This is a genomic window from Streptacidiphilus neutrinimicus (assembly GCF_000787815.1).
Classification (GTDB): Bacteria; Actinomycetota; Actinomycetes; order Streptomycetales; family Streptomycetaceae; genus Streptacidiphilus; species Streptacidiphilus neutrinimicus.
Genome location: NZ_BBPO01000008.1, coordinates 52,454 through 70,442, shown reverse-complemented (window position 1 = coordinate 70,442; position 17,989 = coordinate 52,454). Strand labels below are relative to the sequence as shown.

The following is a 17,989-nucleotide window of genomic DNA, read 5'->3' as shown; positions in this document are numbered from 1 at the left end:
GTCGAGTGCGTCGCGCGTCAGCGTCGCCCGGGTCCGGGCGAGGCGGGGGGCATCCCCAGCACCGCCAGGGCCTCGGCGATGAAGGGGCCTTTGGCGTCGTTGTAGGCGTGGACGTCGTTGGGGGCCGTCGCGGCCGCGGACCGTTTGGCAGCCTCGTAACCCGCGCGCAGGAACGGGTCCGTGCGCAGGGCGTCGCGGAAGGCCAGGGTCGCGGACCACATCGGGTCGCCATGGCGTACTAGGTGGATGTTGGCGATCCGGGTTCCGTCGGCGGCGTCGCGAGTGAGGTAGCGGCGGTGGGGCATGACCGCTTCGAAGTCCGGCCGGTAGCGGTAGCCGGCCGCGACGAGCCCGCGCACGCACGCGGCCCCTTCGGGCTCCAGAGCCCGCACGCCCACCAGTACGTCGAGCACGGGCTTGGCGGCCAGGCCCGGTACGGCGGTGGAGCCGATGTGTTCGACGGCCGCGTCGGTCGGGCACACGGAGACGATCCGCGCCGCCTCGGCGGCGAACGCCTGTGGCCAGGTGGGGTCGTAGTCGGCGATGACGACGGGGTGGCTGCTCATGCGCGGAAAGGCTCCGGTTCGGGACCGACCGGGTGCCGGTCCGTATGTGCGAGCGTATCCGGGTCGGCGCGTACGGGCGGTTCGGGAACGGCGTCGTGGAAGGAGAGCAGCGGGACGCCTTCGGCGCCGGGGCGTTTGTCCCGCTGCACCACGGCGTGGGCCAGCGGTCCGGTCTGCTCGTGCGCCACGTCCCAGACCAGGTCGGCGACCTGCGCGGGGTCGAGCATGGCGCCGAAGTCCGGGGTGGGGTGGCCCGGCAGGGCCGGGACGGCCAGGCCGCCCAGTTCGACCAGCGTCACCCGGCCGTGCGGGGAGTGCTCGAGCAGTTCGGGGAGCAGGTTGCGGGTGAGCGCCGACTGCCCGGCGCGCAACGCGCAGTAGTACGCCTGGTGCTGCCGGGGGCGCCAGGCGGAGACCGAGCCGGCGGTGACCAGGTGCACCGGGTGCGGCGTCGCGGCGAGGATCCGGGCGAGCAGTGCGGCGGGGCCGGTCAGGCTCTGGCGCGTCAGGGCCTCGGCGTCGGTGGGGTTCAGCTCGGCGAAGGGCTGCTGCAGGAAGCGCCCGGCGACCCAGAACACCAGGGCCGGCCCGGGCAGCGCGGGATCGACGCTCCAGGGCTGTGCGGCATCGGCGAGGTCCGTCAGGCGCAGCTCGGCCTCCTGCGGGCCGCCCGCGCAGTCCTCGGCGCTGCCGAAGCGGACGGCGTGCAGGCCCCTGCGCAGGGCGAGCGCGGTCAGCGCACGGCCGAGCCCGCCGGCTTCACCGATAACGGCGGCCACACGGGGAGCCGGCGCGCGGTCCGCCGTGGTGGCCCTCACGCGGTCGCCCCGGCGGCGAGCAGGACGCGGATGCGGTCCAGGTCGGTGCCGGACACACCGCGGGCGAGCAGCGCGGGGACCAGTCCGCCGTGTTCGCGGCGCATGGCGTCCAGGAACAGCAGCATGGTCTCCTGGCGGGTCTGCTGCAGACGGGCGACGAAGTCCTCGCGGGTGTGGCCGTAGCCGGTCCACAGCCGGGAGAAGTGGTCGACATGGGGCAGGAGGGCGTCGGCGGTGCGCCCGTACTCGACGGCCACGCACACGTCGTCGCAGCCCGCCAGGGTCATCAGTGCCGCGGTGACCACGCCGGTGCGGTCCTTGCCGCAGTAGCAGGCCAGCAGGAACGGTCGGTGGGCCACGGCGGCCACCGTGGCGAAGAGCGTGCGCAGTTGCCCGGCGTCGCTGCGCTCCACCATGCCCGTGTAGTAGCGGGCGTAGTCGCCGGCGCCCGGGCGCGGGGTGGCGATCGGGTCGTGCGGGTAGCCGGTGATCGGCACGTGGTGGTCCGTCAGGCCGAGCCCTGGGGCGGCGGTGGCGGGCAGCCCGTCGCGCTCGCGCTCGGCGGCGCTGCGCAGGTCGAGGACGGCGCGCACGCCGTGGTCGGTGGAGAGCCTGCGGCACTCGTCCGCGCTGAGGCCGCGCAGGTCGGCGGCCCGGTGCAGGAGGCCGGGGCGCAGGTGCGGGCAGTGGACGGGGCGGAAGTTGATGCCCAGGGTCTGCAGGGCGGCGGAGCCTGCCATCGCGGTGACCTCGTTTCCGGAAGTTCCTTCGGTTTCTCTCGCAACTCGACCGCAGCATTCCACAGTTTATTGACTGACTGCAATGACTCTGATTGACTGCGACTTGACTTCCTGTCACTCAGAACACCTCCCTTTCAGCCGACTCTCCCGAGCGCTGCGAGGGCCGAAGGAGATGGCGTCCGAAATGGTGCTCATCGCGCAGGCCGTGCCGGCCTCTCCCCGAACCGCCGCCGTGGTGGCACCCCCGGCCGCGGCCCATCCGCCCGCCGTCCTCGTCCGCGGAGGCGGCCGCCTCGGCGGCCGGGTCCGGGTCGCCGGGCACAAGCACTCGATGGTCGTGGTCTTCGCCGCCACCCTGGCGCTGGGAGTGCGCGCCACGCTCACCGGCGTCCCCGCGGTCACCGAACGCGACGTGCTGCTCGAACAGTTGGAACTGCTCGGCTGTACCTGGTCGATCGACGGCGACGAGGTCGTCCTCGACGCCACCGCCGCGCGGCCCGTCGCCCTCAGCGCCCGGCTGACCCGCCAGATCCACGGCTCCCTGTACCTGCTGCCCGCCATGCTGGCACGATTCGGCGAGGTGGAGTTCCCCGGGGCGGGCGGTGACCACCTCGGCGACTTCGAGCTGGGCCAGGGACGGCCCTTCCTGCACCTGCTGGAGATGCTCGAGCGCTTCGGCTGCCGCTTCGAGGTCTCCGCCGACGGCTCCGTGCACGGCCGCCGCGACCGGCACGTCGCCGCCGACGTCGAACTGCTCGACTGGTCCGACGACCCGCACGCCATCGTCGGGTCCCGCATGTCGAGCGCGACCAAGGCGGCCCTGCTGCTGGCCGCGGCGACCGGCGCGACCAGTCGGCTGCGGCACCCGCTGCTGCTGTGGTCCACCCACGACCTGATGTCCTTCCTCACGGCGGCCGGCGTCGGCGTCGTGCCGGACGCGGACGGCGGCGCGGTCACCGTTCACGGCCGCGGGCGCGCAGGCGGCGAGGCCGCCGGACGCCTGTCCCCCGACGTCCTGGAGACCGTGACCTGGGCCGCCTGCGCCGCCGCGACCGCCAGTACGGTCGAGATCGGCACCGACGCCCCCGACCGGCTGCGGCGGCTGATGCACCACGAACTGGCGGCGCTCACCCGACTCGGGGTCCAGCACCACTGGGACGGCAACGGACTGACCGTCACCGGCGATCCACGCACCCTGCGCCCGGCCGACCTGGTGTCCCGCAACGCCACCCTGTCCACCGATGCCCTCCCGCTCTACACCGCCGTCATGATGCGGGCGCCCGGCCGCTCCAGCGTCAGCGACCTGGTCTGGCCGGGCCGCTACGCCTACGCCGAGCACCTGGACCGCGTCGGCGTCCCCACCGTCACCACCCGCGCGGGCCTCACCGTCGTCGGCGGCACCGAACTGCGCCCGGCACGGACGCCGCTGACCCCGGCCGACACCCGTTCCGGCGCCGTCGCGCTGATCGCGGCACTCGCCGCACCCGAGCACACCGAGGTACGCGGCCTGGCCCACGTCCACCGCGGCTACGCCGACATGCTCGGCAAACTCGCCGCGCTCGGAGCCGAGTTGACGCCATGCCCGGTTCCCGCGCGCTGAGCGCGCACCGATCCCGCCCGGAACCGCCCGACCCCGCACCCGCGGCACGGCCCCACAGCACCTGGAGTCACCCCTTGCCCTCTGCCACCGCACCCGGCCGTATCGAGCGCGCGACCCACACCGTCGCGCCGACGCCGTCCCCGGACCGCTTCGCGCTCGGCTACGCCTTCGCCGGCCTCCACGTCGACTCCCGCGTCCCCGGCGTGCGGGACCTGCTCCAGCGCGTCCTCGGCCCGGCGTTCACCGCCACCACGGCCACCCAGGCCGACGCCGGCACCGCCCCGCTCCGGCTCACCGTGCGGCTGCGCGGCAGGGGGGAGCCGACCGCGGCCACCGTCCACGGCCTGACCCGCATGCCCACGCTGCTCCTGGACGGCACTCGCCAGGCGGTCCTGGTCCACACCCCGGACCAGGTGACGGTGCTCCAACTCGCCGAGGAGGACGCAACCGAGCTGCTGCTGACCGCACGTCCCGGTGCCGGCGAGGTCGACCTGGCCGTGCCCGACGACTCGCCCGCAGCGCTGCGCGCCGTCGCCCGGACGGTGAAGTTCCTGGTCGGCGCGCAGCTGACGGCCGCGGGCCTGCCCGTCTTCCACGGCTCGGCCGTGTCCAGCGACGGCGACGGCATCGTGGTCGTCGGCCCGAGCGGCAGCGGAAAGTCCTCACTGATGTTCCTCGTCGCCACGCGCGCCGGTTGGGACTTCGTCTCCGACGACCTGGTCTTCGCCTGGAGCGACGCCGACGGCGCTCCGCGGATGAGCGGCTGGTCCAACCGCATCGGCCTCAGCGTCGCCGCGCTCAGCGGGCATCCGGCCCGCGCGAGGTTCGAGCAGGCCCGGCTGCGCCGCTACGACCAGCCGCTCGGCTCGCTCGACGTGGACGCAGACCGGCCCTGGAGCCGGGCCGACCGGGTCCGGGTCTACTGCGACATCGACGAGTTCCTGCAGACGGCCCAGGTCCGCGGCGCGGCGGCGGTCCGGCCGCGCGGCGTGGTCGTGCCGGTCGCCGAACGGGACCGGCGCGGCTGGGAGCTCACCGTCGAGGACCCGGAGGACCTGCGCTGGCGCGCGGACTTCGACGCCAACATCCGCCAACTCAAGCACGTCACCGACTTCCTGGGGCTGGTGCCGCGACCGGCCCTCGCCGACGCGGGCGACGCCGCCGCCGTCGGGACGGCCCTCGACGCCCTGCCCGTGGTCCGGGTGCGCTACGGGCGCGACATGCTCGACGACGTGCCCAGGTTCTGGGACGAGGTGACCGACGCGCTCGCCCGGACCCGCTCCGCGTCCCTTCCCGGCGCCCTCCGGTGAGCCGTCCCGCAGCCGCGCAGGCGACACCAGGGACCGTGGCCGTGGTCGGCGGCACCCGGGGGCTGGGCCGTGAGCTGGTCACCCAGGGGCTGCGGCGCGGCCACGACGTGGTCGCCTACGGGCGGTCCGCGGCGACGACCACCGCGGCCGACGCCGCGCCCGAGCAGGAACGGTTCCGCGCGCGCGTCCTCGACCTCACCGACCCGGCCGCCGTGGACGCGGCCGACCTGGACGGACTCCGGGGGCCCGGCCCGCTGTACCTGTTCTGGGTCGCCGGGGCGTTCCTCCGGCGGCCGCTCGCCCTGACCGCGCCGCAGGAGATCGACCACCTCACCGCACTACTCTGGCTGGGCCCGGTGCGCCTGCTGCGGCGTCTGCTCGCGGACCCGTGGACGTCGGCGCCGCACCGGCCGCTGCACCTGGTGACGGTCGCCTCGTCGTCCTCGTGGCGCGCCCGCGAGGAGCAGAGCCTGTACTGCGGGCTCAAGGCCGCCCAGGCCGCGTTCACCCGCGGCCTGGCGCCCGAACTGCTGGCCGCCGACCCGTCCCACCGGGTGACGCTGGTCCACCCCGGCGCCATGGCCACGGCCGGCTTCCACGACGACCTCGACCTGACACCCGCCGAGCTGGCCGCCTTCATGGACCCGGCCGACGTCGCCGCCGAGATCTGGCGGCTCGTCGACCGGCCCGCGCCCACCGACGGCCCCGACCAGCGGTTCCTCGAAGCCCAACTGCTGCGCGGTGAGACCGATCCGGCCACGGGACGCGCCGCGCCCCGGCTCGTTCCCGGCCCGCAGGCGCCCGAACCGCCGACGCTGCCGGAAGCCCTGCCGCTGCCGGAAGCCCTGCCGCTGCCGGAACCCGCCCGCACGTCCTGAACCGCCACTGGCGCAGCCTCGTGCGCTGTCCGAGGCGCCGCGGCTGTGAACCCGCCCCCCACCGCACGGAGGAGACCATGCTCGACCTCGACGCGCCCGTCACCGCGCACGAGACGCCCTACACCTGGGCGCAGGCCGACGGCCTGCTGCCGCAGACGCTGCTCGAACGGCTGCGGGGCACACTGCCGCCGACGGAGGTGTTCGACCGCAAGGAGCGGGCACGGGGCGGCGACAAGGCCTACGCCATGCACGTGCTGCCGCTGGTACAGGACGGCGGGGACTGCGAGGTCCTGGACCGGCTCGACCCGGTCTGGCGCGACCTCGCCGACGCCCTGCGCGCTCCCGCGTACCTGCAGTGGGTCGAGCGCGCCGTGAAGGTGCCCGTCTCCGCACGGCACGCCGAGATCGGCCTGTTCGTCTTCGGCCCCGGCGACTACGTCAGCCGTCACACCGACAAGGCCGGCAAGCTGGCCAGCCATGTCCTCTACCTCAACGAGGACTGGGGCGCGGACGACGGCGGCGCCTTCGAGGTGTACGGCGACGACGACGCCCCGTACGCCGCGCTGTCGCCGCAGGCGCCCCGCTCGGTGGTCTTCGCCCGGTCCGAGTCCTCCTGGCACGCGGTGGAACCGGTCCGCGCGGACGCCACCCGGCTGCGCTGCACGATCCAGGTGGAGCTGTGGGCATGACCGCGCCCGTGGTCGACCTGCGGGCGCTGGAGCGCTGCGACGTCCGCCGCGACCCCTTCGACTGGGCGCTGCTGCGCGACTGCTTCGGCGACCCGCGCACCGCGGCCGAGCTGGCCGCGGACTTCCCCGCCACCGGCTACACCCTGCGCACCGCGGACGCCGGGACCGGCGGCAAGGGATACAGCACGCACAACCTGACCCTGGCCGACCGGGGCGTGCCCGGCGCGGCGGTGGGGCGGCTGGCCCCGCGATGGCGCGACCTGGTGGACACTCTGCTCGGCGACGACTACCGGGCACGGCTCGGCGACGTCATGGACGTCGACCTCGACGGCTGCACCGCGCATCTGCGCGCCGTCCGCTACGCGCAGCAGGGCTGGATCGACCCGCACACCGACCGGGCGGACAAGGCCGTCACCCAGATCTGGTACTTCAACCCGCACTGGCGGCCCGAATGGGCGGGCGCGCTGCGCGTCCTTCGCTCGCCCGACCCGCAGGACGTGGCGGCCGAGGTCGGTCCGACGCTGGGCACCTCGGTGCTGATGCGGCCCTCCGCACGCTCCTGGCACTGCGTCACCCCCGTGGCCCCCGGCGCCCCGGACCGGCTGACGCTGCTCCTGCACTTCGTCCGGCCCGAGGCGGGCGGGCGATGACGCGGGCCGCCGCGGCCGCCGCGGCCGACGCGGCCGACGCCACCGCGGCCCCGGACACCCGGGCGGCCGTCTCGGTGCGGGCGCTGCGCCGTACCTTCCGGACCACGGGCCGCGGCTCGGGCCTCTTCACCGGTCGCCTTCGGGGCCGCCGCCGCGACGAGGACACCGGCGAGCGGGTCGCGCTGCGGGGGATCGACCTCGACATCGCCCCGGGCGAGGTGCACGGGCTGCTCGGGCCCAACGGCGCGGGCAAGACCACGCTGTGCAAGATCCTCTCCACGGTGCTGCTGCCCAGCTCCGGCACCGTGCACCTGCTGGGCCACGACGTGGCCGCCCGCCCGGCGGCCGTGCGCCCGCTCATCGGCATCGTCTTCGGCGGCGAGCGCGGGCTCTACGAGAGACTGACCGCACGTCAGAACCTGCTCTACTGGGCCTGCCTGTACGGAATGTCGGGTCGCCGTCTGGCCGAGCGAAGCGAGGAGCTGCTGGAGCAGCTCGGCCTGGGCGCCCATGCCGACGAGCGGGTGGAGCGGTTCTCGCGTGGCATGAAGCAGCGGCTGCACCTGGCTCGGGGCCTGGTCCACGATCCGCCCGTGGTGTTGCTGGACGAGCCGACGGCCGGCATGGACCCGGTCTCCGCGCACGGGTTCCGCGACCTGGTGCGCGCGCTGCGCGCCGAGGGGCGGACCGTCCTGGTGACGACGCACGACATGGCCGAGGCGGAGGCGGTCTGCGACCGGGTCACGCTGATCGACCGCGGCGCGGTCGTGGCCAGCGCCACCCCGGCCGAGCTCGGCGCCTGGGCGGCGGAGAGCGAACGGGTGACCGCGCGCGACGTGCCGCCCGGGGTGCTGACGCAGCTGTCCGCGCTGCCGCACGTCACCGCCGTACCGCCCGACGCGCAGGGACGGACCGTGCTGCGGGTGGGCGAAGGCGGGGACGCGGCCGCGGTGGTACGGCTGCTGCTCGACGCGGGGGTCCGGGAGCTGGCGACGTCCCGGCCGGGGCTCGAGGAGGTCTATCTGCGGCTGATCGGGCGGCGCGGCATGGAGGTGGCGCGATGAGGCCACCGGGCGCGCCGAGGGCCGTGCGGGACGCGAGGGCGGCGGCGGCCGCGTTCCGGGTGCAACTGCTCCTGGTCCGCCGTTCGGTCGGCGACCTGCGGGTCCTGTTCACGGTGCCGCTCTACGCGCTGATCTTCCTGGCGATCGCCGCGGTGTCCGGCGACCGGTCGCTGACCGCCTACGCGGTCCTGGCACCGGGCCTGATCGCGCTATGGAGCATGATGCTCTTCGCGGCGGGCGACCTGATCACGCAGGACCGGTCGGCCGGCAGGCTCGAGGCGGTCGTGGCCGCCCCGGTGCCGCTGTTCACGGTCGTCGCGGCCCGCCTGGCTGCGGTCGCGGCGGTGAGCCTGATCTCGCTGGCCGAGGCCTGGGCGGTGGCCCGTTGGGTGTTCGGACTGCGCGTCCCCCTCGTGCACCCGATGGCGTTCGGCGTGGGCCTGTTGGCCACCGCGTTCGCGATGACGGGCACGGCGACGGCGATGGCCTGCGCGTTCGTGCTCAGCCGCTCGGCGCGGATCTTCCAGAACTCGCTCAGCTACCCCGTCTACCTCCTGGGTGGCGTGCTGATGCCGGTCAGCGCGCTGCCCGGGTGGCTGCGCCCGGCCAGCCGGCTGGTGTTCCTCACCTGGTCCGGCGGGCTGCTGCGGGACTCGCTCGCCACGCCCGCGGTCGCCGACCTTCCCGGCAGGCTGCTGGCGCTCACGGCACTGGGCCTGGCGGGCTTCGCAGCCGGAGGGTGGCTGATGCGGCGGATCCTGACGCGGGTGCGCGCCGCGGGCACCCTGGGGCTGGCATGAGGACCGGGACGCCCGCGTGGCGGATCGTGCGGTGCAGCGCCGCCAACGCCGCGGCCGACCTGCGGGCCACCTACACCTGGAGGACCTGGCTGTTCGGCTGGCTCCTGCGGATGCTGTGCCAGGTGGTGTTCTTCACCCTGGCCGGGCGGACCTTCTCGGGGGCGGGGCACCAGCGGTTCCTGTTCCTGGGCAACGCGCTGACGCTGTGTGCGATCGAGTCGATGATGGTGGTCGCCTCCAGCGCCTGGGAGCGCCGCGCGGGGACGTTGCCGCTGCTGGTCGCCGCGCCCGCGGACGTGTCCTGGATCTTCGTGGGCCGCAGTCTGCAGTGGCTGCCCAGCGGTTGCGCCACCTCCCTGGCGGCGCTGCTGGGGCTCGGGCCCTTCTTCGGCGTCGACTGGAGCCCGGCCACCGCCGCCGTGGCGGCGGTGCTGGTGGCCGCCAGCGCGGTCGGCACGTACTGCTTCGGGCTGCTGCTGGCGGCGCTGGTGCTGGGGGCGAGCTCGTGGCGCAATGTCGCGTCCAATGTCGCCTACCTGGGGATGATGGCCGTCTGCGGTGTCGAAGTCCCGGTCGGCTTCTGGCCGTTGCCCGTGCGGGTACTGGCGTGGTCCATGCCGTTGACGCACGAACTCGACGCGCTGCGGGCGCTCGTGGACGGCGGTGGCGCCGCCTCGGTGGCTCCGCAGGCCCTGCTGGGCCTGGCCGTGGGCGCAGCCTGGCTGGCGGGCGCGGTGGCGCTGCTGCGTGCCATGGCGGACCGCGGGCGCCGCGACGGCAGCATCGCATTCGCGATCTGAGTCCATCGGAAATGAATGTGACTTCGGAGATTGACTCCATAGTCACAATCGAGTTGAATATGAGTCACGGCGCTGGGGAGACCCCGCCGAGCAGACCGCGGGACCTGCGCACCGGGCACAGCCCGGCGCGCCGCGCCCCGCCGGGGCCTCGAAGGGAACGGACCGGTCCGCCCGCTCCTGAGCCCCCCTGACGGACCAACAGCACATCGAGAGGAGGAACCCACCATGACCCGCAACCACGCCACCGCCATGCGCCCGCGCCTGGACAAGATCAAGGTCCGCTCCGGCAAGTGAGCCGATGAGCAAGCGATGGGGTGCCGCCAGGCCGTGGCCTGGCGGCACCCCATCCGCATGTCCCGCCCCCGTCCCCGCCACCGCCGGTCCCGACACCAGGAGGCCTCCCGTGACCCAACAACTGCGCGCCGGAAACGTGCCGGTCCTGCTCAGCCACGAACCCAGGCTCCGCACCACCAGCCTCTGCCTCGCGCTCGGCTTCGGCGGCCGCCACGACCCCCCAGGCGCCGAAGGTACCGCCCACCTGTTCGAGCATCTGGTCATGTCCCGGCCGCTGGACGGCGGAGCGCCGCTGTGCGAGCGCGTCGAGCGCGCCGGTGGGTCGGTCAACGCCCGCACCGGCCCCGAGACACTGCTCATCCACGCCCAGGTGCTCGCCGAGGACGCACCGCAGACCCTGGAGTGGATGTCCCGCGCCCTGCTCGACTTCCAGCTGACCCAGGACTGCCTGGACAGCGAACGTCAGGTGGTGCTCCAGGAGATCGCCGCGGCCGTCGCCGACCCCGCAGACACCGTCCAGGACGCCTTCCTGGCCGCCCTGTTCGCCGGACACCCGCTCGGATCCCCGGTCGCGGGCGACCCGGTCAGCGTCGGCACGATCACCCTGGACCGGCTCCACCGCGCCCACGCCGACGCCATGGCCGCCAGCCCCGTCGCCGTCGCCGCCGTCGGGGGCACCGACCCCGACGCGCTGCAGCGCGCGCTGACCCGCACCGGCCTGGACACCCTGCCCGCACCCACCGTGCTCGGCGGCGGCGCCGGCACCGGGGCTGCCGCCCCCGGCCCCGTGCACCCGACCACCGTCACCGCCTGGCCCGACGACTTCACCTGGCTGATGGCCGGCGGCCGCGCCCCCAGCGCGGGCGACCCCCGCCGCCACGCCTACAACGTCCTCGCCCATCTCCTCGGCGCCAGCCCCGCCTCCCTCCTCTACGCCCGGCTGCGCAACAAGGAGGCGCTGGCCTACGACTTCCGCTCCTGGGCCCGCAACTACAGCGACGCCGGCGCCTGGCGGATGCTGGCGGGCACCGAGCCCGGCAACGCCCCGCGCCTGCTCGACGCGTTCCAGGAGATCCTGCACACGGTCGCCGCCGAGGGGCCAAGCGACGAGGCCCTCGCCGCCGCCGTGCACCAGGCCGTCGTGGACACCGTGCTGGAGGCCGAGGCCCCGCTGGACCTGGCCATGTCCCTGGCCTCGCAGCGGGTCCTCGTGGAACACCCCTGGGACCCGGACCAGGACATCGAGGCCCTGTGCGAGGTGACCGCGCAGCAGGTGACCACCGCCGCCGCCGAACTGGCCGACGGGCTCGTCTGCGTCGTCCGGCCGCAGGCCGCGTGAACGCCGCACCGGGCACCGGCGCGCCCGCCTCCGCCCCCGAGTCCGGGTTCGACGTCGACCCCGCCTACCTCCACGCCGCCCGCGAGGCCGGACTGGCCCACACCCTCGACGGCCGCACCTACGTCGCCGACGCCTACCTCGAGCCGGTCACCGGAGAGCAGCAGTGCCTGGTGGAGTACGCCCACCCCGCCCTGCTGGCCGACCCGCCGCGCCTGCTCGCGGCGGTCTTCTCCCTCCGGCCCGCCTGCACCTCCGCTGTCGTGCGCACCATGCCCGACACGCCATCGCACCCCGCCCTCGGCCCGCTGACGACCTATCTTCGCTACGCGCCCGCGGCCGAGCTGCCCCCGGCCGCCGACGCGCCGCCCGTCGGATGGGACGACGGGCGCCTCCATGACGCGTCGGTCGCCGACTGGCTCGCCCGGGCCCTGACCACCGCCGCCCGCGACCGCGGCCAGGACGCCGGTCCCGCAGCGGCCCGCGACGCGGCAGCCCGACTGATGGCGGACCCCTCCCGTCGCAGCTGCATCGTCCGACACCCGCACACCGGCGTCCCGCTCGGTCACGCGACGGTGCTGACGGACGCATACGACGACGTCTCCGGCACGGCGTTCGTCGAACTCGTGGACATCCTGCTCGACGGCCCCGGCAGGACCAGGGCGGCCACCGGCACCCTGGTCCATGCCTGCGCCGGGCTGGCCGCGGAGCTCGGCCTGCCCCTGCTCGGCAACGTCTCCCACCCCCGACCCGACCACCCCGGCGGTCCCGACCCGGCCGCGCGCGTCGTCGCCGCCCTCCAGGCCGGCGGCTGGCGGCCGACCCATCTCTACCGGTACGCCGAACGGCCCTGAGACGGGCCCAAGCAGCCATATATCGGACGTAGATCGCCCTGCGCCACACTGGCCGGGCACTGCCGCTCCCGAACGAAGGAACCACTGCCATGCCCCGCGTCGTGAAGTCGTCGCTCCTGCGCCTCGCCGTCCTCACCGCCGCTCTGTCGGTTTTCGTCGGCATCGGACACGCGGACGCCACCGCCGCCACCGCCCACCGCGCCGCCTGCGCCGCTGCGGCAACGGCGCAGGCGGGGTCGGCCACCGACGACTGGAACAACACCGGGGCCTGCGTGCCGCCGCCGGTGATGGACCGCCTGTAGCCGGCCCGGGCGGGCACGGCGGGGGGCGGGCTCGACGGACGCCCCGAGACACACACCGCTGCCGCCGAGTCCCACCCGGCCGCGCCCGCCCGGTGACCTGCCCCGCAACGGCGGCACGCATGGCGGGCCGACCGGGCGTCAACCGGCCAGGCGGGCCAACTCCTGTCCGACCCAGGCCGCTTCCGGCAGGCCCAGGCGCTCGAAGACGCTCCGGGCCTGCCACAGGTGCGTGCGAGCCGCCTCGATCCGGCCGTGCTCGGCCAAGGCCCGGCCGAGCACGGTCAGCGCGAGTCCCTGGTCGCGCTCCGCCCGCAGCTCCACACACAGCTCCAAAGACCGCTCCGCCTCGGCCACGGCGTCGTCCAACCGCCCCAGCGCGCGCAGCACGTCCGCCAGCCGGTAGCGGGCCTGCGCCTGGCGGCCGTCCAGCCCTGCCGCCTGGCAGACCCCGAGGCACTCGCGCAGACGAGCCTCCGCCTCCCCGTCACGGCCCAGGCGATGCAGGCCCAAGCCCAGCACGTAGAGGGCATAGGCGGTACCCGTAGTGTCGGACAGCCCCCGAAACACCGGCAGCGCCTCCTCGCAGGCGCGCACCGCCTGCCCGGCCTGCCCTGCGGACAGCCGGGCCAGGGCGGCGTTGACCCGCGTCACCCACTCGCCCGACCGCTGCCCGAGCTCCCGGGCCAGCGTGATCGCCTCGTCGAAGTGGCGGATCGCCTCCTCGTGCCGGTGCTGGAACTGCTCCACCAGGCCCAGGTCGTTCAGGGTCTGCCGCAGGATCACCACATCGCCCGCCCGGCGGCAGGCGACGGCGGCGGCGTCCAGGTGCGCGGAGGCCTCCTGCAGCCGAACACCCTGCACCGCAAGGTTCCCGCACAGGAACCGTGCCCGTCCGACCGACCGATGGTCACCGACCGCCTCCGCCGACCGCGCCGCCGCCAGTGCCACCGCCGCCAACCGCTCGCGTTGCACCTCCGCGCCGAACGCGCTGAAGGCGATCAGCAGGTCGACCGCCGGGCCCAGCACCGTCGCGTCGGGCCCCGGCGGGGAGCCCCCGCCACCCGCGCCGGACGCCTGGTGCGCCACCGTCCGCGTGGCGGCGGCCAGCACCGCCGAGCACGCGCCGGGGAACTCCTGGGCCGCCCATGCCCGGGCCGCGCCCGCGTCGGTGAAGTGCTCGACCCGGGCCCTGGTCGACGCGAAGGTGTCACGCGCGGCATCCCCGGGCACCACCGCCGCGAAGGCCGCCGCGGCGGTCGCCAGCAGGAAGTCCACCAGCCTGCCCAACGCCCCCTCAGGACCCTCTGCTCCCTGCCGCGTCCCCGGGCCGTCCGTCTCCCGGTCGCCCTCGGCGCCCGGCGCGCCCGGCGGCACGGGCCGGTGGAGTGCGAACGCCCGCATCAGGCTGTGGAACCGGTAGCGTCCCCCGGCGGGGCTCTCCAGCATGGCGGCGTCGACCAAGGACTCCAGCAGGTCCTCCGCGCGGTGCGGATCCAGGGCGAGCACCGCCGCGGCCGCCGGGGTACCGATGTCCGGGTCGGCGACCGCCGCGGTGAGCCGAAAGGCCCGCGCCTGCGCCGCGGTCAGCTGCTCGTGGCCCACCTCGAAGGCGGCCTCGACGGCCAGCTCCCCGGCCCGCAGCTCGCCGATCCGCCGCCGCTCGTCGGCGAGGCGACGCGCCAGCTCGGCCACCGACCATCCCGGCCGCGCAGCCAGCCGCGCCGCCGCGATCCGCACCGCCAGCGGCAGGTGACCGCAGAGCCGGAGCACCTCGCGGGCACCTGCCAGGTCCTCCTCGACGCGCGGCCGCCCCGCGATCCTTGCCAGCAGCTCCAGCGCCTCGTCCGGCCGGAAGCCCGCCAGGTCGACCTGCTCGTCCACCGGCAGGCCGACCAGCCTCGCCCGGCCCGTCACCAGTACCGCGCAGCTCGCCGCACCCGGCAACAGCGGCTCGATCTGCGCCAGGTCGCGTGCGTTGTCCAGGACCACCAGCACCCGGCGGCCGTCCACCATGGTGCGGAACAGCCGTGAGCGCTCCTCGACGCCGGCGGGCACCCGGCGCTCCTCCGTGCCCAGCGCGGTCAGGAAAGCCGCCAGTACCGCGGCGGGGTCCAGCGGGTCTCGGTCGCTGCCGCGCAGGTCGGTGTAGAGCTGGCCGTCGGGGAAGCGGTCCTTGGCCCGGTGCGCCGCACGCAGGGCCAGGGTCGTCTTGCCGACCCCGCCCATCCCGGTGACCGAGACGACCGGCAGCACCTCGCGGCGCCCACCGCCGAGGACCGCGCACAGCCGTGTCAGCACGTCCTCGCGGCCGGTGAAGTCGGCGGCCGCCGGCGGCAGCTGGGCCGGGACGACTATCCGGCCCGACGCCGTACCGGGCCCCGGACCGGCGTCCGCCCCGGCCGCTCCCGCCCGTCGGGCCGCGGCACCGGCCTCGGGGGAGCTTCCGTCGGCCGGGCCGGGGCGGTCCGCAGCCAGCAGTCCGGGGTCGTTGGCCAGGATCTGACGCTGCAGGAGGCGGACGGCCGGGCCCGGGTCGACGCCCAGCTCCTCGTTGAGATGCCGCCGCAGTCGCGCGTAGACGGCGAGTGCCTCCACCTGCCGACCCCCCGCGTACAGGGCGCGCATCAACAGGCCGTAGGCCCGCTCCCGCAGCGGGTTCTCGTCGATGAACGCACTCAGCCCCGGAATCGTCAGCAGGTGACGCCCCAACACGGTTTGCAGCTCGAAGTGCTCCTCCAGCAGGGACAGCCGCAACTCGCCCAGCCTGCGCCGCTGCTGTTCGGCGAACGGGCCCGGCACCCCCGTCAGCGGGTCGCCCCTCCACAGCTCCAGCGCCTGCCACACCAGCGCGTCGGCTCGGTCGTGCCGACCCGCCTCGCGTGCCTGGAAGGCCTGCGTCGCCAGCCGCTCCGCCCGCAGGGCGTCCACCTGCCAGGGCTCCAGGACCAGCCGGTACCCGTCCCCGGCCGACAACAGCGTGTGAGGCTGCTCTCGGCTCTCGCCCAACGCCCGCCGCCAACGCCAGGCGTAGGTGCGGATGGTGGCCAGCGCCGTGTCCGGGGGCGCCTCCCCCCAGACCGCGGTGATCAGGTCCTGCACGGGCACGTCGTGCCCGGCGCGCAGCAACAGCACAGCGAGCATGGCCTGCTGCTGGGGCGACCCGGTCGCGATCGCGGCCCCGTCCCGCGTGCCGTGCATCTGCCCGAGGACCCGGAAGCAGACTTCGGCCCCGTCCTCCGCCGGATCCATGGATCCCCCACTGTCCAGACCAGTACCCCTGCTCGATTCGCGCATCCTAGGCGGACGTGCGTCGATCTTCCTAAGCCGCCGTCGCGGCACCAGCCGGTCGGCGGGAACTGCCCCCCGAGCGGCTGTCCCGCACAGCCTGTCCCCGACGGGCGGTCCGCCGCGCACACCTCCGCCGGACCCGGACGGCCCTTGACAGACGCTCTGACATACTGTGACCCCCGACCGGTCACAGAAGGGCAGGCGCCGTGGCAGATCCCCAGCACCTTGGCTCGCATATCCGCCAACTGCGCCGCGCCGCCGGGCTGTCCCAGATCGACCTCGCCGGGGGCAACCTTTCCCCCAGCTACATCTCGTTGCTGGAAGCCGGCAAGCGCACCCCCTCGGACGAGGTCCTGCACCAGCTCGCCGAACGCCTCGGCTGCGAGCCCGAGGCGCTGCTACGCCACCTCCGGGCCGACCAGCCCGATCCCGAGCGACTCCAGATCGACCTGCGCTACGCGGAGATCAGCCTGCGCAACGGCGACCCCAAGGCCGCACTGGAGGCCTACACCGCCGTCCGTGACCGGGCCCCCGAGAACAGCCAGGACCCGACCAGGCTGGCGGCGGACCTCGGCGTCGCCGAGGCCCTGGAGCACGACGGGCGCCTGGAGGAGGCCATCGGACACTACGAGGCCCTGCTCGCCCGGGCCGGCCGCGGTGCCACGCTGGTGCCCCGACTGAAGATCACCGTCGCGCTCTGCCGCTGCTACCGCGAGCTGGGCAACCTCGCCCACGCCATCGACGTGGGCACTGCCGCCCTGGCCGAACTGGAGGCCCTCCAGCTCGCCCCGACGGTCCTCGGCGTCGAACTCGTCTCCACGCTCGTGGGACTGCACTGCGAGCGAGGCGACCTGCACCGCGCCGGATACCTGGCCGGGAACGCCATCGGGCAGGCCGAAGCCGTCAGCGACCGCAAGGCGCTGGGCGCCGCCTACTGGAACGCCAGCGTCGTGGCCCACCGGTGCGGCGACACCGGCGACGCACTCACCCTGATCGAACGGGCCCTCGCCATCTACGCCGAAGGGGACGACGCCCGCGCCCTTGCCCGACTGCGCAACGCCTACGCGGTCGTCCTGCTGCAGAGCGACACCCCTGACGTCGGCGCCGCCAGGGACCAGCTCAACCGCAGCGCGGAACTGCTGGCCGACCACGGCAGCACCGTCGACCAGGCGTACTGCCACACGGCGCTGGCGCGGGCCGAGCTCCTCGACGGGGAGGGTGAGGCCGCCTTGGAGCACGCCCGCCAAGCACTGGAACTCCTCGGCGACGGCCACCGGCTCCAGACGGCACGGGCCCTGCTGGTCATGGCTGCCGCCCGGTTCCATCTGGGCCGCGACGACGCGGCCGAGGCCGACGCCGAGCGGGCCGCACTGCTGCTCGAAGCATCCGACGCCGGACGGCAGGCCGCCTCAGCCTGGAACGACCTCGCCGAGATCATGCAGGTGGCCGGCCACGCCGAGCGCGCCGCCCATGCCTACCAGCAGAGCCTGCGATGCCTTGGCCAACGCAGTGACCTCGCCTCCCTCGCCCGACGCACCGCCCGGCGGCCCCGCCCGGCCGAGGCCACGGCATCGGCTGAGGGGACCGCGTAGATCCGGTGGAGAGTCCGGATAGATGAGCTCCTCCTAACCTCCTGAAAACCCAGGCAGTGGGTCGCCGCGGCAACGCCGGGCGGCCCGGCCGTACCATCAGGAACCCAGGAGCTCCACATGCACATCGTGCCCCGCGCCACCGCCTCCCACGCGCAGCGCCTGCAGCCGGACACCACCAGACACCGCCCGGCCGCCGCAGCGGCCGCTGGACTGATGCTCACCGCCGCCCTTCTCCTGGCAGCCCTGCCCACCGCCCACACAGCCCCCAAGGCAGCACCGGCGACGTCCGTCCCCGGAGCCGCCACGACGGACGACATTCCGCTGTGCTGCTGACACGGCCAGGGAGACGCGACTCCTCCGCCGATAGCGCGGACGCCAACCGCCCAGCCGCGTAGCCGCTTTCACGGC

General features: G+C 74.9%; 17 protein-coding genes. 13 read left to right on the top strand and 4 right to left on the bottom strand.

Translation table 11 applies throughout. The features are described from left to right. Nucleotides 1-17 precede the first annotated feature (17 nt). From TR48_RS08150 to TR48_RS08140, 3 genes are read right to left on the bottom strand one after another with little or no spacing between them, the layout of a single operon-like run. On the bottom strand, nt 18-566 hold the full coding sequence (locus TR48_RS08150) for a GrpB family protein (RefSeq protein ID WP_042365258.1): 549 nt from the start codon (nt 564-566) through the stop codon (nt 18-20). After that, nucleotides 563-1,345 carry an SDR family oxidoreductase gene (locus tag TR48_RS08145; RefSeq protein ID WP_042365257.1) on the bottom strand — a complete coding sequence of 261 codons (783 nt, stop codon included), beginning with the start codon at nt 1,343-1,345 and terminating at the stop codon, nt 563-565. Before TR48_RS08145 ends, TR48_RS08150 begins: the two co-directional genes overlap by 4 nt. Nucleotides 1,346-1,380: 35 nt before the next feature. Continuing rightward, a complete protein-coding gene (locus TR48_RS08140; protein WP_042365256.1) occupies nt 1,381-2,124 on the bottom strand; it encodes a tyrosine-protein phosphatase in 744 nt (247 codons plus the stop codon). A 172-nt stretch (nt 2,125-2,296) separates the two neighbouring features. Here TR48_RS08140 and TR48_RS08135 point away from each other — a divergent pair, with 172 nt between their 5' ends. The 11 genes from TR48_RS08135 (at nt 2,297) to TR48_RS08085 (ending at nt 12,701) form a co-directional block, all read left to right on the top strand. Beyond that, entirely contained in the window at nt 2,297-3,724 is a 1,428-nt protein-coding gene (locus TR48_RS08135; protein WP_161789789.1) for a carboxyvinyltransferase, read from the top strand. 74 nt (nt 3,725-3,798) lie between these two features. After that, nucleotides 3,799-5,034, top strand: coding sequence for a hypothetical protein (locus TR48_RS43005; protein ID WP_042365254.1), 1,236 nt, complete (start codon nt 3,799-3,801; stop codon nt 5,032-5,034). Between the two features lie 35 nt (nt 5,035-5,069). After that, the gene (locus TR48_RS43000; protein ID WP_236652067.1) at nt 5,070-5,912 is read left to right on the top strand and encodes an SDR family NAD(P)-dependent oxidoreductase; all 843 of its coding nucleotides are present in this window, start codon (nt 5,070-5,072) and stop codon (nt 5,910-5,912) included. Nucleotides 5,913-5,989: 77 nt separating this feature from the next. Continuing rightward, nucleotides 5,990-6,601 carry a 2OG-Fe(II) oxygenase gene (locus TR48_RS38665; RefSeq protein WP_052442485.1) on the top strand — a complete coding sequence of 204 codons (612 nt, stop codon included), beginning with the start codon at nt 5,990-5,992 and terminating at the stop codon, nt 6,599-6,601. After that, a complete protein-coding gene (locus TR48_RS38660; RefSeq protein ID WP_052442484.1) occupies nt 6,598-7,251 on the top strand; it encodes a 2OG-Fe(II) oxygenase in 654 nt (217 codons plus the stop codon). Before TR48_RS38665 ends, TR48_RS38660 begins: the two co-directional genes overlap by 4 nt. Further along, nucleotides 7,248-8,315 (top strand): ABC transporter ATP-binding protein, encoded by a 1,068-nt coding sequence (locus TR48_RS08110; protein WP_084729010.1) that lies wholly within the window; start codon nt 7,248-7,250, stop codon nt 8,313-8,315. The genes TR48_RS38660 and TR48_RS08110 overlap by 4 nt, the downstream gene beginning before the upstream one ends. Beyond that, nucleotides 8,312-9,115 carry an ABC transporter permease gene (locus tag TR48_RS08105; protein WP_084729008.1) on the top strand — a complete coding sequence of 268 codons (804 nt, stop codon included), beginning with the start codon at nt 8,312-8,314 and terminating at the stop codon, nt 9,113-9,115. The genes TR48_RS08110 and TR48_RS08105 overlap by 4 nt, the downstream gene beginning before the upstream one ends. Beyond that, nucleotides 9,112-9,915 (top strand): ABC transporter permease, encoded by an 804-nt coding sequence (locus tag TR48_RS08100; RefSeq protein ID WP_063770937.1) that lies wholly within the window; start codon nt 9,112-9,114, stop codon nt 9,913-9,915. The genes TR48_RS08105 and TR48_RS08100 overlap by 4 nt, the downstream gene beginning before the upstream one ends. 403 nt (nt 9,916-10,318) lie before the next feature. Continuing rightward, nucleotides 10,319-11,548: a M16 family metallopeptidase gene (locus TR48_RS08095; RefSeq protein WP_042365251.1), complete on the top strand. Its 1,230-nt coding sequence runs from the start codon at nt 10,319-10,321 to the stop codon at nt 11,546-11,548. Next, on the top strand, nt 11,545-12,399 hold the full coding sequence (locus TR48_RS08090; RefSeq protein ID WP_042365250.1) for a hypothetical protein: 855 nt from the start codon (nt 11,545-11,547) through the stop codon (nt 12,397-12,399). The genes TR48_RS08095 and TR48_RS08090 overlap by 4 nt, the downstream gene beginning before the upstream one ends. A gap of 89 nt (nt 12,400-12,488) precedes the next feature. Beyond that, entirely contained in the window at nt 12,489-12,701 is a 213-nt protein-coding gene (locus TR48_RS08085; RefSeq protein WP_042365249.1) for a hypothetical protein, read from the top strand. Between the two features lie 138 nt (nt 12,702-12,839). Here TR48_RS08085 and TR48_RS08080 read toward each other — a convergent pair whose 3' ends face one another. Continuing rightward, the gene (locus TR48_RS08080) at nt 12,840-15,950 is read right to left on the bottom strand and encodes an AfsR/SARP family transcriptional regulator (protein ID WP_236652066.1); all 3,111 of its coding nucleotides are present in this window, start codon (nt 15,948-15,950) and stop codon (nt 12,840-12,842) included. A gap of 245 nt (nt 15,951-16,195) precedes the next feature. On the opposite strand from TR48_RS08080, the gene TR48_RS08075 reads away from it, so the two are divergent. Further along, complete coding sequence (locus tag TR48_RS08075; RefSeq protein WP_063770935.1) at nt 16,196-17,581, top strand: helix-turn-helix domain-containing protein; 1,386 nt, start codon at nt 16,196-16,198, stop codon at nt 17,579-17,581. A 117-nt stretch (nt 17,582-17,698) separates the two neighbouring features. Next, nucleotides 17,699-17,914: a hypothetical protein gene (locus TR48_RS08070; RefSeq protein WP_042365248.1), complete on the top strand. Its 216-nt coding sequence runs from the start codon at nt 17,699-17,701 to the stop codon at nt 17,912-17,914. Nucleotides 17,915-17,989: the final 75 nt, after the last annotated feature.

Coding starts and splice junctions, on each gene's coding strand:
- TR48_RS08150 (WP_042365258.1), bottom strand. CDS start 566: ATGAGCAGCCACCCCGTCGTCATCGCCGACTACGACCCCACCTGGCCA.
- TR48_RS08140 (WP_042365256.1), bottom strand. CDS start 2,124: ATGGCAGGCTCCGCCGCCCTGCAGACCCTGGGCATCAACTTCCGCCCC.
- TR48_RS08135 (WP_161789789.1), top strand. CDS start 2,297: ATGGCGTCCGAAATGGTGCTCATCGCGCAGGCCGTGCCGGCCTCTCCC.
- TR48_RS38665 (WP_052442485.1), top strand. CDS start 5,990: ATGCTCGACCTCGACGCGCCCGTCACCGCGCACGAGACGCCCTACACC.
- TR48_RS38660 (WP_052442484.1), top strand. CDS start 6,598: ATGACCGCGCCCGTGGTCGACCTGCGGGCGCTGGAGCGCTGCGACGTC.
- TR48_RS08110 (WP_084729010.1), top strand. CDS start 7,248: ATGACGCGGGCCGCCGCGGCCGCCGCGGCCGACGCGGCCGACGCCACC.
- TR48_RS08105 (WP_084729008.1), top strand. CDS start 8,312: ATGAGGCCACCGGGCGCGCCGAGGGCCGTGCGGGACGCGAGGGCGGCG.
- TR48_RS08100 (WP_063770937.1), top strand. CDS start 9,112: ATGAGGACCGGGACGCCCGCGTGGCGGATCGTGCGGTGCAGCGCCGCC.
- TR48_RS08085 (WP_042365249.1), top strand. CDS start 12,489: ATGCCCCGCGTCGTGAAGTCGTCGCTCCTGCGCCTCGCCGTCCTCACC.
- TR48_RS08080 (WP_236652066.1), bottom strand. CDS start 15,950: ATGGATCCGGCGGAGGACGGGGCCGAAGTCTGCTTCCGGGTCCTCGGG.
- TR48_RS08070 (WP_042365248.1), top strand. CDS start 17,699: ATGCACATCGTGCCCCGCGCCACCGCCTCCCACGCGCAGCGCCTGCAG.